Annotated in this window: 11 protein-coding genes and 1 other RNA gene; 6 read left to right on the forward strand and 6 right to left on the reverse strand. The window is 47.7% G+C overall.

Annotated features, from left to right (window positions below; genetic code table 11):
- From ACXAGR_RS21580 to ACXAGR_RS21590, 3 genes are all read right to left on the reverse strand, one after another.
- A complete protein-coding gene (locus tag ACXAGR_RS21580) occupies positions 1 to 705 on the reverse strand; it encodes a response regulator (RefSeq protein ID WP_474852433.1) in 705 nt (234 codons plus the stop codon).
- A complete protein-coding gene (locus ACXAGR_RS21585) occupies positions 705 to 992 on the reverse strand; it encodes a DUF3019 domain-containing protein (RefSeq protein WP_474852435.1) in 288 nt (95 codons plus the stop codon). The genes ACXAGR_RS21580 and ACXAGR_RS21585 overlap by 1 nt, the downstream gene beginning before the upstream one ends.
- Before the next feature lie 92 nt (positions 993 to 1,084).
- Positions 1,085 to 1,948: a MipA/OmpV family protein gene (locus ACXAGR_RS21590; protein WP_474852437.1), complete on the reverse strand. Its 864-nt coding sequence runs from the start codon at positions 1,946 to 1,948 to the stop codon at positions 1,085 to 1,087.
- Between the two features lie 530 nt (positions 1,949 to 2,478).
- Here ACXAGR_RS21590 and ACXAGR_RS21595 point away from each other — a divergent pair.
- Complete coding sequence (locus ACXAGR_RS21595; RefSeq protein ID WP_150154233.1) at positions 2,479 to 2,703, forward strand: hypothetical protein; 225 nt, start codon at positions 2,479 to 2,481, stop codon at positions 2,701 to 2,703.
- Positions 2,704 to 2,764: 61 nt separating this feature from the next.
- On the opposite strand, the gene ACXAGR_RS21600 is transcribed toward ACXAGR_RS21595, so the two are convergent.
- From ACXAGR_RS21600 to ACXAGR_RS21610, 3 genes are all read right to left on the reverse strand, one after another.
- Positions 2,765 to 3,769 (reverse strand): trypsin-like peptidase domain-containing protein, encoded by a 1,005-nt coding sequence (locus ACXAGR_RS21600; protein ID WP_303573931.1) that lies wholly within the window; start codon positions 3,767 to 3,769, stop codon positions 2,765 to 2,767.
- Between the two features lie 239 nt (positions 3,770 to 4,008).
- Positions 4,009 to 5,379: a DegQ family serine endoprotease gene (locus ACXAGR_RS21605; protein WP_474852439.1), complete on the reverse strand. Its 1,371-nt coding sequence runs from the start codon at positions 5,377 to 5,379 to the stop codon at positions 4,009 to 4,011.
- Between the two features lie 80 nt (positions 5,380 to 5,459).
- Entirely contained in the window at positions 5,460 to 5,900 is a 441-nt protein-coding gene (locus tag ACXAGR_RS21610; RefSeq protein ID WP_119500202.1) for a ZapG family protein, read from the reverse strand.
- Positions 5,901 to 6,296: 396 nt separating this feature from the next.
- On the opposite strand from ACXAGR_RS21610, the gene zapE reads away from it, so the two are divergent.
- The 5 genes from zapE to ACXAGR_RS21635 all read left to right on the forward strand — a co-directional run bounded on the left by zapE (position 6,297) and on the right by ACXAGR_RS21635 (position 13,894).
- Positions 6,297 to 7,394 carry a cell division protein ZapE gene (gene zapE / locus ACXAGR_RS21615; protein ID WP_474852441.1) on the forward strand — a complete coding sequence of 366 codons (1,098 nt, stop codon included), beginning with the start codon at positions 6,297 to 6,299 and terminating at the stop codon, positions 7,392 to 7,394.
- 315 nt (positions 7,395 to 7,709) lie between these two features.
- A complete protein-coding gene (locus ACXAGR_RS21620; RefSeq protein WP_119500204.1) occupies positions 7,710 to 8,432 on the forward strand; it encodes a YebC/PmpR family DNA-binding transcriptional regulator in 723 nt (240 codons plus the stop codon).
- A gap of 338 nt (positions 8,433 to 8,770) precedes the next feature.
- Positions 8,771 to 11,560, forward strand: a complete 2,790-nt coding sequence (locus ACXAGR_RS21625) for an OmpH family outer membrane protein (RefSeq protein ID WP_474852443.1) — start codon at positions 8,771 to 8,773, stop codon at positions 11,558 to 11,560.
- Between the two features lie 135 nt (positions 11,561 to 11,695).
- Positions 11,696 to 12,044, forward strand: an RNA gene (gene rnpB / locus ACXAGR_RS21630) — RNase P RNA component class A.
- Between the two features lie 227 nt (positions 12,045 to 12,271).
- Positions 12,272 to 13,894 (forward strand): PKD domain-containing protein, encoded by a 1,623-nt coding sequence (locus ACXAGR_RS21635; protein ID WP_474844907.1) that lies wholly within the window; start codon positions 12,272 to 12,274, stop codon positions 13,892 to 13,894.
- The last annotated feature ends 3 nt before the right edge of the window (positions 13,895 to 13,897 follow it).

Genomic DNA, 13,897 nt, shown 5'->3' on the forward strand with positions numbered 1-13,897 from the left:
TTAATCCCACGCGTCTGCAACGAAGAAGAAGCCTTTACCCCAGATTGTTTTTATACGGTAAGGATTGCTGGGATTATCGTGAAGCTTTTTCCTGAGTCTCGACACCCGTACGTCAGCGGAACGGTCAAGGCCATCATATTCTCTGCCGATGATCTCTTCGTAAATGGTGTTCCGGTCCACTACTTCAGAGGGGTGACTGGCGAGCAGCCATAACATATCGAATTCGTGGCTGGTCAGGGTGATTTCGTCACCGTGTAATAATACCTGTCTTGCCGCTTTGTCTACGGTAAGGTTTCCATAAGTCAAAACCGGTTCACGTCCCGCTTCATTGAGCCGTCCGGCAGATTTGATACGACGCAGGAGTGCATGAACACGTGCCAGCAGAACTCTGGGTTCTATGGGTTTGGTGACATAATCGTCTGCGCCGATTTCCAGTCCCAGTACCTGGTCAAAATCATCATCCCGGGCCGTCATAAACAGCAACGGGCCTTCGTAATGACGTCTCAGATGCTTGCAGAGTGTAAAGCCATCATCACCCGGTAACATCACATCCAAAATGACCAGTGACGGCTTCTGCAGCTTTACTGTTGAGATAAGCTGACTACCGTCAGCCATTGCAGTGACTTCAAAATGATGCTGCTGAAGAAAATCTTTGACCAGCGTGCGTAAACGGGCGTCATCTTCTACCAGGACAATATGTGACATCAGAACAGACTCCATGGATCACGAACCCGTTTTCGCTTTTCTTTCTGTTTCCATTTCACCAGCAATTTTTGGGAATAGATAACATCGCCACGGGTATTTTTTATAAAAATCCAGCTGTCCTGCATTAGCCGGACAGTCTGAGGCGGCAGGTTCCCTGTACCGCAGAAAAGCTGTTTCTCATCTGCATAAACACAAAATTCATTGTCAACCGCATGCTGTGGTACATGAATAGTGATGCGCATTTCACAGGGCTCTGTTTGTTGTTCTCCAACACATATCTGGGGCATGATCTCCCAGCTTTCTCCCCGTGCCGTGTTGCAGAGCAGAAAAGTAAATACGAGTATTATTGTTATGATCTTCCCTGACACACCCGGCTCCGCTAAAACTGGTATGTCAGGCCGGTGAAGACCGTGAGAATATCATGACCGGTCAACAACGGGCTTTCCGTCACCGCGTCGGGAAGATACTGATAACGGGTAAAGGCCAGTAAGCCCCAATGTTTGTTAAATTGCCTGGTTACCGCTACATTGACACCCGGCCTGAATCCGCTGCCGGCACTGTACCAGAGCCGCTTATCTGATGTGTCCTTTCCATCAATACCATAGTAATAGTCGTTAAATGTCCTGTTGTTCCATACCAGTTGCGGACTGACACTGAACAGCCATTTCTGCCAGCGGTGACTGAAACGCCAGGCAATACGGGCCTTTACACCCTGGTGGATCCCTGCGATGTCTTTTTCTACAGAAAATTGCCACTCGTTGGCTGGTGAGCTTCCGGCGTGGAGCCGTACTCCTGCATGTCCGCCATTTCGGCGATCTGCGATACTGTCTACGTTGATCTCTGTATTGGCTTCGGCGGCCGGAGTGACAGCCAGCTGCTCACGGGAAAACAGCTCTGCCGGGGTGGCATCGAAACCTTCATAGGAAAAGAAAGGGCGGGCTTCACGATCGATAACCAGATAGGCATCAACAGACAAACCCGGCTGGTTACTTTGCCATTGATAACCGAGTTCAAAATTATCAAAATAAAAGGACTCAGCGTACCAGGCTATATCGCCAATCAGAATCAGTGACTGTGTATTGCCGCCTCTCAACGGATTAGTCCGGCCGCCTGCACCAACGGCCGCGGCTACCCGCCACTGACCTGTATCAATGCATTCACCTTTACTGTTGCATCCGCTCGCCGCGAGGGCAGGGCCAGTGAAAAGGGTGCAAATGAGAATGAACAAACGAATTTTCAACAAACAAAACTCTTCAGGTGACGTACCGGTAATCTGATGCAGCCAACAGATTAGCCTGCCGGCGGATTGCAAGAAAGGGGCAGTTACAATTTAAAACAAATCTGTACGCTTTGGATCTGACGAAGTGTGTCAAGGCAGGTATGCTGGCTGCACATCTTCTTAAACTGAATTAACAAGTGGTTTACATCGTCAGTAAACGTTACGGGATAGTTCGGGAAAATTACTGAAAAGAATATTAAATAATACTGAATTGCTTTTGCTGGCTGTCAATTTTTTGCAATCTGTGGTACATATACTTTTGTCTGAGTTGACAGTTATCTTTTTAATCTGTCTACCGGTCGAAAAAGACAAAAAAATAACAAGTCCATAGGCATTTCTGGTTTGTATTAAGAGGTAACTGATTACCCGGTTAAGCATTTCAGAGATAGACCTGACGAATCCATCTCAATTTGTTTGTATAGACACAATACAAGTATGTGGTTCAGGGAAGTGTCAAAATTAATGGATAAGATTGAATTTATTGGGGTTCGCGCGTGAGTAATGTAATTTCAGTCCGGCAACAGTTCCGGCGGGTACTGAGTACTGATCCAAAGGATGCTATACCAGCAGTGTTGTTCAGCCTGATGGTGGCCACTATCGTATTTATCGGTGAGCCGCCTTATGCACTGGCTAAAGAGCCTGATTTAGAGAAAACAGCACAGACAGAGAGGCATTGTCCTGACAATCTTCCCTGCCAGACAATGAAAAACCGGAGTTAAAGCTCCGGTTTTTTGTTTCAGACGAACGTCTCCGGCAACAACCGGAAAGCATCAGGCGGTCTTATGATGCCGGTTGCCCCAGCTCTGCCACCGTTGCTGAAATCATCATATTCTCCCCGCCACGGCTGACGTTCAGCTCGAGTGTCGTACCGGGGTCTGTTTCGGCAATCATATCCAGTGTTTTCGATGCACTTTCCAACTGTATGCCGTCAATGGCCAGAATCACATCTCCGGCCCGTAAACCTGCCTGATCAGCAGGGCTACCGTTGGCCACTGCCGTGACTTCAATACCGGGCGTTCCACGATATTCGCTTCCAAGGAAGCCCAGTTGTCCGCGGATCACCTTGCCATTCTGGATGATGTCATCCATTACCCGTCGCGCCAGTTCATAAGGGACAGCAAAGTTAATACCGTCCACGTTACGCACGCCGTTACGGGAATCTCTGACCTGGAAGTTGGCATTGGTGATGCCAACCAGAGTACCGTTGCTGTCGACCAGTGCGCCGCCGGAGTTACCCTGATTCAGTACCGCATCTGTCTGAATAAAATCGACGTAATTAGACAGTCCGTTACGTCCGGCGCGGCTGACAATACCATGAGTAATCGTTTGACCGAGATCGAAAGGGTTGCCGATGGCCATGACCATGTCACCAACGTGCAAATCAGGCTCGTCCATCTGAGGAATAACATGCAGGCTGTCCGCATTCACTTTAAGCACGGCAAGGTCAGTAAGCTGATCAGTACCGACAATCTGTGCTTCCAGAACCCGGCCGTCCTGCACAGCAACAAAAATGCTGTCGGCATTTTCGACTACGTGGTTACAGGTTAACAGGTAACCATTTTCTGTCATGATTACGCCGGACCCCAAACTGGCCCGTTCACGTGCACGGTTACGGAAAATACCGGTGTCGTTTTCAATACTGACACTGTAGATGTTTACAACCGCAGGCGCGGACCGGCTTAATGCAGTGTAGTGAGATTGCCTTGCCGGACGGGTAGTGTTGCCGGAGAAAAAGTTGTCACCAAAGCCTGTACCGCTTCTTAAATCCGGCATGAAGACCAGCATAAGTGCTGCTACTACAAGGCCCAGTACGATAGATTTGAGAATAAATAAAAAGAATTGCTTGCCTGCCACGCCTGACTCATTCCATTTTGCCTCTTAACATTATGAACGAGGCGGGGTTCATAATGTTAAGGATATCACCTAAATGATTGAATACCAATCAGGTCATCGGTTTAGCAAAAACAAAACGGGCCGGCAGTATTTGCTGCCGGCCCGCTGTATCTTCACTGCATTTTAATTGCTTAGCGAATGACCAGATAAATGGTGGCTGTGCCCCGTCTGACATTCAGTGCAATGACATTTTCACCGGAATCATCCAGTTTCTCACGGAACTCCGCGACAGTGGTCACTCGTTGGCGGTTAACACCAATGATCACGTCTTCAGGCTGAAGGCCGATACGTGCTGCAGGCGTGTTGCGCTCGATTTCAGACACTTTCACACCATCGTTGCCGGCTTCGTCTTTTCCGTTTACCAGTGTTGCACCTTCCAGCGCAGGGTGAATGGTTGCGGCAGTCACTTTGCTGTCTGCAGCGTCGTCGAGCACCACGTTCACGGTTTTTTCTTCGCCGTCACGAATAATCGTCAGCTCAACCTCAGCGCCGGCACCCATACTGGCAATTTTGGCAGCCATTTCGCGGAAACTGTGAAGACCACGACCATTAACTTCAGTGATAATATCACCGGCTTTCAGGCCGCCTTTTTCAGCCGCAGACTCCGGCGTTACTTCACGTACAAAAGCTCCGCGGTTAGCACTTACGCCCATTGCTTTTGCCAGTCCGGCATCCACATCATTGCCGGTAATTCCCAGCAGTCCGCGACGCACTTCACCAAATTCAGCAATCTGATCCACGAGGTTTTTCATCATATTGCTTGGGATAGCAAATCCGATACCTACGTTGCCACCGTTGGGCCCGAAAATGGCCGTGTTGATACCTACCAGCTCACCACGCAGGTTTACCAAGGCACCACCGGAATTACCACGGTTGATGGCTGCATCGGTCTGAATGTAGTCTTCATAACCGCCAATGTTCAGGCCGGAGCGGCCCATGGCTGAAATGATACCGGAAGTAACGGTTTGTGACAGACCGAACGGATTACCGATAGCTACTACGTAGTCGCCAACACGCATTTCATCTGAGTCGGACAGGGGTAATGCAGTGAGTTTTTCCGCTTCAATTTTCAAAAGTGCGATATCACTTTGTTCATCAGCACCCAGCTTTTTGGCTTTAAATTCGCGGCCGTCACTCAGTTTTACGGTAATCTCGTCGGCGTTTTCAACGACATGGTTATTCGTTACTACGTAGCCTTTTTCCGAATCGATAATGACGCCGGAACCTAGCCCTTTAAATGGTCTTTCCTGAACCTGCTCCTGCGGGCCGCCAAAGAAGTAGCGGAACATTTCCGGTACCTGCCGCGTGGCAGTTTGAGTACCTTCAACGGAAATGCTCACCACAGCCGGCATGGCTTCTTCAAGCATGGGTGCCAGTGAAGGCACTTCCTGTTTTTTATCATCGCCGAAGAAAGGTAACGCAGCGCCTGCCGTGGCAGACATACCCAAAGTACTGGCGACAACACTGGAGACAACCAACATCTGGCGTAGAGATTTCTTCATATTCGCTTACACTCCTCATGTTTCATGCGATATGGTTACTATCACTGACAGACTCAGGTAAGTGAGAAAAAGTTCCTGAATCAGTCCTTTTCTGCGGTAGAACGACCGGCGTTGCCGACAAACAAACCGGAACTTGCGTTAGCAAAGTCTTTAGGCTGAGTGTCAGAAACCGGTGCAGGTTTGGACTTTTCTCTCCCCTGCATATTGTTACGTAAATAGGTAGTAGCCTGCTCACCATAGAAAGGTACGCCGGGCGCATCACCGTCTTCGCCCTGAGTAAGCAAGGTTTCATAATCAGCAACCTGTTGCTTCAATGCCTGGCATTGCTTTTCAATTGACTCAACCGCCTGACGGGTCTGGTGAATGTGATGTGTCGCTTGCTGTGACATCAGTTCCTTAATGTTTTGCTCTGCCTGTTTTGCCGAACCGGAAGCGCCGTCACGGGTATACATATAGCGGGCAACAAAGAAGCCGATAATCAGGCCCGCAATCAGCAGGGCAACAGGAATTAAAACGTCCATTCATTTCTCCAAAAATCTCTGTGTTCATAACTATTTGAGTTAAGCACAGTAAAACAATCACTCATGCCGACTATAGCAAGTAATGAGCGTGAATGCGCATTGCGAATTGTTGCAAAATGCGGATATGGCGATAAAGTTTGATTTCGTCGTTTTTTTCGACGATTCAAAGCAAATCATTGCCTGTAAACCTTATCTGCAGCCCGGCATTGCGTTATGATAGTGGCTTATTCAGGTTTATACGGTATTTGGTTTTACTTCGACCAAGACCACCCCGCATAACACACAGCGCTGCGATTCTACCTGTATTTATCCGGAATTTAAGATCAGATTTTGTTTTTTCAAGGAGGTCGGTGCAGCGGACCTTCTGCCTACCTTCTATCGGGAGTAGTTTCGGCGATGACGCCATGGGAAAAATATCAGCAAGATTTGCAGTTGCCCACGTTTAAACATGATCCTGCGCAGGAAAATGCAGTCAGAGCGCTTCAGCGGTTATACGATGATCTCATCAAAGCGCCGTCATCTTCCGGATTCGGTGCAAGTATCAAAAAACTGTTCGGCAAGCAGCCAGTATCAAAGCCGGTAACCGGTATTTATTTTTACGGCGGTGTAGGCCGGGGCAAAACGTATCTGGTCGATACCTTTTTTGAATGTTTGCCTTTCAGTAAAAAATCACGGGTGCATTTCCACCGTTTTATGCACCGCGTTCATGACGAGCTGAAAACTCTGCCTAATGAACCGGATCCGCTGAAAATTGTGGCTGACAGGCTTGCCAGTGAAGCCCGTGTGATCTGTTTCGATGAATTCTTTGTGTCCGACATCACCGATGCCATGATCCTTGGCACACTGATGCAGGAGTTGTTTTCCCGTGGAATAACCCTGGTAGCGACATCGAATATTGTGCCTGATGAACTGTATAAGAACGGCTTACAGCGGGCCCGCTTCTTACCGGCTATTGATCTCATTAATAAACACACTGAAGTCATTAATGTGGACAGTGGTATTGATTACCGGCTTCGTACTCTGGAGCAGGCAGAAATTTTTCATTCACCGCTGGATGCCGATGGCGATAGGCACCTGCATGAGTATTTTGAGCAACTGGCGCCGGAAAATTACCAGACCGGCGAGATGATAGAGGTGAACAACCGTAAAATCCCTACCCGCCGCAGTGCTGAAGGGGTATTGTCTATCGAGTTTTCTGCACTTTGTGAAGGGCCGCGCAGCCAGAGCGACTACATTGAACTGAGCCGCTGTTATCATTCGGTACTGGTTGCCAACGTGAAGCAAATGGGAGCAAACAACGATGACACCGCCCGCCGTTTCATTGCGATGGTGGATGAATTCTACGAACGTCACGTTAAACTTATAATGACCGCCGAAGTGGGACTGGAGAAGCTTTACACTGACGGCCGGCTGAATTTTGAGTTCCGCCGTTGCCTGAGCCGCCTGAAAGAAATGCAATCCAGAGAATATCTGGCCAGGGAACATTTGCCCTGAGTTGGCGGGGCGAACACTTTTTTAGCCGGGACACCTATTGCAAATGAAACACGGCGTGAACCCATCCCTGGGGCCTCGGCTGCCGCATCCATGCGGCAGACGGTTTCATTTGCAATAAGTTTACCCGTCAGCAGCGTTCGCAGTAGGGTGACCAAAGCGACCCGGCGAAAAAGCGCTCGCTCCCGCCAGCCCCCGGAAGTCACGCAAAACTGTTAACTCAGCGGCAAAGCCGGTAAACTGCACGACAATTTTTTAAACTGTGCCTGAATTTTTTCACGGGCATTGTCAGATAAAAGTACGATACAGAGACCTAAGATGGGCAGAGCATTTGAAGTAAGAAAGAACGCCATGGCCAAAACGGCTGGCGCAAAAACCAAAGTTTATTCTAAATACGGTAAAGAAATTTACGTGTGCGCGAAGAACGGTGGTCCTGACCCGGATACCAATCTGTCGCTTAAGCGTCTGATGGAAAAAGCGAAAAAAGATCAGGTGCCGAGCCACGTTATCGAAAAAGCCATTGATAAAGCTGTAGGTGGTGCCGGTGAAGATTTCGTACCTGCACGTTACGAAGGCTTCGGTCCGGGTAACTGCATGGTGATTGTTGACTGTCTGACTGACAACAATAACCGTACCATTACCGATGTGCGTAATTGCTTCACTAAAACCAATGCCAAAATCGGTGGTCCCGGTGCAGTAGCTCACATGTTCGACCATCAGGCGATTTTCCAGTTTGCCGGTGATGATGAAGATGCTGTGCTGGAAGTATTAATGGAAGCCGATGTAGACGTGACTGAAGTGGAATGTGAAGACGGTAAAATTACTGTTTATGCACCCCATACAGAATTCTACAGTGTGAAAACTGCATTGACTGAAGCGTACCCTGATATCACATTAGATGCTGAAGAAATCAGTTTTATTCCGCAGACTGAAGTAGAGATCAGTGAAGAAGATATGCCCATGTTTGAGAAATTCATGGATATGCTGAACGATTGCGATGACGTGCAGGACGTTTATCACAACGCCATCACGCCAAACTAAGTTGTAAAGAAAATAAGCTATTCTAGATTAAGGAAGCCCACGTCAGTGGGCTTCCTCATTTATAAATCGACGGATTCGGTTTCAGCTTTTATTTAATAGTCAGACATGACTATGTTGCATCAGGCTGATCTGGATTCGGAAGCACCAACAACCAGCTAATCTCCCCTGAACCCGTCTAATTCACTAAATCCGTCTGGAAAACTACAAAAAAATATCAGTAGCATGAGATAGCAACTCCTCTTCGTATGAGTTTCAACCTTTGATTAAAAATTTTCTTTTGGAGACAGTTAAGGCTAGTCTGTTATTTGCACAAAATTGCTTACTGAGCTCAGGAATTAGTGCTTGTAAGTACGCTCGGCCATAAATTAAAGGGATTTAAATTGAACAGATATTTAATTGTGTCAGTCTTTTTAGCAGGTGTATTTTTTTGTCAATTAAGCTTTGGAAAAACATCCTTACCTGAGCTGCCCAAAGACTGGATAGGACTGGCTGTTGAACAAGGCAATATAAAACGAATAACCCTGCATTTAGATGAGAACATTGCGTCCACACAACCAGTTCCTAAGGTGTCAACCGCGCCGGAACGCAGGAGTGGGAGGACGGGAGCTCAACACGAGGCAATGCAATTGGGTAAAGGCGCCCCCTTAAGTGGCAAGGTAGTATTCGATGTCGCAAAAGTTGATGACCTGAATACAATACCTGCGCCCGCTACTTACCCGCTTACCGGTGAGCTTATTTCTGAGCTAAACCTTCTCAAAATACAGTATCAGCCTTATAGGCAACCAGCCGTAATGCTTTTTGGTGCAATTAGCAAAACTAAAGATGAGATTTATCTGTTTTTTGGCGGCCCGCAAAGTAACCAAAAAGCACCGGTTTTGCTGGTGGCTGGTAAAACACTTCCCGAATACATGCAGAGAGCTTTGCATATGGGGGCAGATGTAGATGAAATCAGACAACGAGGTATTGAGGCAAAAGCAAAAACAGATCTGATTAACCAGCAGGTTGAGTTACTCAGAATTCAGGGACAACAAGCCAGAGCCGACGGCAATACAGCATTAGTTGCTGAGCTGCGCCAAAAAGTTAATGACTTGTTTAGCGAGAGCGCAAAAATTAATGCTGAGCAGAACCGTTTGCGGCAAAAGGCTATGGCTGCAAAGCAAAAAGCCCAACGCGAAAAACAACAGCAAAAACAAGCCCGCCTGGTTCAAATCAAAAAGGAAATGGAAAAAGTACAAACAGAATTAGCGCTACAGCAATCAGGGGGAAACAAGGACGCTGTAGATTCGCTAACCCACCAAATGCTTTTGCTTCGATCCCGTCTACAGCATGTTTCCAGTGGCCGGCATCCAGATTTGCAACAAAAAGCTGGTTCAGGCTGTATGCCTTCTCTTACCGCGTGGTTAGACGAGCTTAATAAAAATCCCGGAGCGCCGGCGCAAAGCGTCCAGATTATTCAACTGATTAATTTGTTCAGGCCTTCGGTCTTTAATAGTTACTTTGAGCAAAACCTGTTAGATATGGATGATGAATTGCGTGAAGGGTATGTCTACGAATTAGGGCGTGTTTGTTCGCAGCAGAATAACTTACCGGTAAGAAGATCGCACATTAACGTCTTATCGGGCGGCTTTGGCGAGATACCGCGGGTTTTGCATTACATGAGTGCCGCCATTGGTGGCATGGCGCTTGATGGTGCAGCCGCGTGGCAGGCTTACACTATGGATGAGTTGGCCAAAACGAATGAGTCTGAGGCATTGAGCGAATTTGAAGTGCAGTCTGTTTATGTTCGCAATGCATTGTGGCCAGAAGAAAAAACTTCGGCTGAAACGAGGTTGGTTGAACAAAGGAAAAAGACACAGAGTGAATCTAAAATAGTAACGCCTGAAGAAAAAATACAGGCCGAAACAAAGCGGGTCGAGCACAAAGAAAAGCCGCAGAGAGAAGACGTATACGCTGAAATTAATGCGCGCATTCAACACGCTCAAAATGGAGAGTTGAAAGCACTGATGAGCGCCGTAGAACCGCGGACATTGGCCAGTTGGAATGATCTGAATATAAGAGCCCGGGACGAGGTCAGAGGGTATATTAACAGTGAGCTTCCCGCTTTATTAACTAATTATTTTTCGATACATACTTTGCCTGCGGATTCGGACTATACAACGCCGGAAGAAGCACTTCTTGCCTCCGGAAAGTGGTTTGAGCAACATAAAGATTTGTATGTCGGATTCAGAAATCAGCCCGTAGTGAGCAACACTTTCGCCAGGCTATTTAAAGCGCGTGAGCCCTTTCTTAAACAAGCCAGCCAGAAAGTTATCGATGAAATCAATAAAATTACCAGTATTGATGAACTAAACCAATTTACTACAGACCTGTTTATACGGCCAGATAAGCAGCACTCCTCTACCTGGCAAGTGATTAACGATGCTAAACAGCGCCGCCTTGCAGAACTTGAAGTTATTGCGTATCGGGTAAGGGTAGGAAATGGTCCGTTTAGCGCCGGTGATGATGGCGCCGTTTACATTAACGCGCTGTACCGGAACGACATGCGAATTATTGCAGAGGAAGACAAAAATTTTGAAAAAGCAATGCTCGAATTGACTGAGCTTACGCTTAATTCGGGCATAGTGGAATTCGCGTCTCTATTCGCTGGCCGGCATAGTGAGCCAGAAAACATGAAGCAAGAGATGCGAGACAGCTTGAAGGGTATTAGCATGAGTACAGCAATGACAGGTTTTTTCATTGTTTCATATGAGCACCTGGCAGCCAAATGCTTAGGCCCCGATCCTATCGACTTTACGCGTACCGAAGTATGGGATGATATAAGTCGAACGATTATGGGGGAAGAGGTATATCGCAATACATATAGTAAAACGTATCACTATACAATTGCCAGACGCCATGCCGACATATTCACCCAGTTGGGTAAAGGGACCAGCGCCGGGCACATTGAGACGATGGCAGGCATATATGGCGCTTTAGGAATCATTTCTAAAGATGCACAAGAGTCTTTATTTTCAATGAGTGATAACTTGCGGGGGGTCGCAACGTTTATGCAGCGATATGCCTGCGACAGTGAGGAAATGAAAACATTGGAGAGTGCGTTAACTGGTATTACCCGTTCGCATTTATAAAGTACTAAGCAAATCTGCGGGTCGACTATTTTCTGATGTTAGATGTTAATTAACCGGACCAGTATTATCGTATCGAAATTCCCAACCAGTTTTTTATTGTCGCTTACGCTTAAAAACTTCTGTAGAATGCGCGCCGGAGCTGGCCTGGCAATCGCTGCTCTCGCAAGAGAGGGGAGGAAAGTCCGGGCTCCACAGGGCAGGGTGCCAGATAACGTCTGGGCGGCGTGAGCCGACGACAAGTGCAGCAGAGAGTAAACCGCCTAAGCGCGCAAGCGCCGGTAAGGGTGAAAGGGTGCGGTAAGAGCGCACCGCGCCACTGGTAACAGTGTGTGGCATGGTAAACTCCACCCGGAGCAAGACCAAATAGGCCTTCTATACGTGCGGCCCGCACGGAAGGCGGGTAGGTTGCTTGAGCCTGTGAGTAATTACAGGCCTAGAGGAATGATTGTCCACGACAGAACCCGGCTTACGGCCAGCTCCCACTTCTTAAAACGCCAAAAAAATCTTTTAGATCCTATCTCGTTGAATTGGCTGGTTTTCGGTCAATATCTCATAATAAAGTATAAGTTAAGATAATATTTAGCTGTAGAGAACTAATACAAATCGCGCTTTAATACGTAGGCAAAGGGACAAATTAAATTGCAGGACAGAATAGCCAGAGGTTATCTGAAGCAAATTACTACAATAAGTATTTACCCATAAGGAGATCTCATGGGACAGGCAAAGTTAAGCATTCTCGCTACCGCAGTTGTGTTGGGATTAACAGGTTGTGGTGGTTCAAGTTCAAGTGTTGATGATTCCCGCGAACCGACAAACACCGCGCCGGTTGCCGAAGCCGGCAGTGCGCAGGACGTGGCGACAGGCACTGAAGTTTCTCTGTCAGGCGCAGGCAGCTCTGATGCCGATGGTGATTCTTTAACATACACGTGGGCATTTACATCTGTGCCTTCAGGCAGTGATGCAACCCTCTCCGGCGCGTCCGCTGTTTCAGCTGCGTTCACACCGGATGTAGACGGTGAGTACATCGTCTCTCTGGTGGTTAACGACGGCACAGTAAACAGTGCTTCCGACACTGTCGTGGTAACTGCCACCGCTGCGAATACCGCGCCGGTTGCTGATGCCGGTGCCGATCAAAACGTTCCTACTTCTTCAGTTGTTACTTTAAATGGAGGAGACAGTACAGATGCAGATGGCGACAGTCTGACTTTCAGCTGGTCGTTTTCTTCCCAACCTGCCGGCAGCAGTGCACAGTTAAGTAATGCAGCATCTGCATCACCTACCTTTACTCCGGATGTTGACGGTGAATATACCATTGCTCTGACAGTCAATGACGGCACTACAGACAGTGAAAGTGATGACGTTGTTGTAACAGCCAGTACCGAAAATTCTGCGCCTGTAGCAGAAGCCGGTGCTACTCAGAACGTTACACTGGCAACTTTGGTGACATTAGACGGTTCCGGCAGTAGTGATGCTGATGGTGATACACTGACTTATTCCTGGACCATTGCTTCAGCACCTGAAGCTAACACTGCAGTACTTGGCGGAGCAACGACTGCTGCCCCGACCTTTACGCCGGATGCAGAAGGTGAATATGTTGTTTCACTCATTGTAAATGACGGCACGGTTGATAGTGCTGAAGACAGTGTGACAATTAATGTGGCGAGTGGTAACTCGGCACCTGTAGCGAATGCGGGAGAAGATCAGAATGTTGCAACGGGCGATACTGTTCAATTGGACGGTGCTGCAAGTACTGACTCGGATAATGATGCATTAACTTACGCATGGAGTTTTGTTTCAAAACCCACAGACAGTACAGCGACACTGAATGACGATACTGCTGCAGATCCTACATTCACTACAGATTTGGCGGGTAGCTATGTATTGTCGCTTGTGGTTAACGATGGCACGGTCAGCAGTGCTGCAGACAACGTGCAAATTGAAGCCGTTGATCCACGGGTGAGATTATTCCGCAAGAGCGGTTCGTCGGATACATATAATGAGTTCAGCGTAAGCTCTCAGTTTGCCGGTAACTTCTCCCGTGAAGTCTCTGATCCGCCTCCTGAGTCTGTTACTCTGGTTACCCTGAAGTTGCTTGCCGAAGGTGGCGATTTCACCGTAACAAATGTGTCAGCCTCAGATTCACGAAACGTAGTTGTCCCATTCTTTAGTGGTATCGAAAATGGTACGGTACTGACTAAGGGCACCGAAGTGATTGTGACTCTGGACTCTCCGCCTACAGGTGGTCAGGCAACCTCATTGACCTACACATTTGAGATTGAAGAAACAGGCGAAACATTCCTGGCGGTATACCAGTTCAGTACCACTACACCATAATGT

It is taken from the genome of Alteromonas sp. ABH4_457 (genome assembly GCF_056160625.1).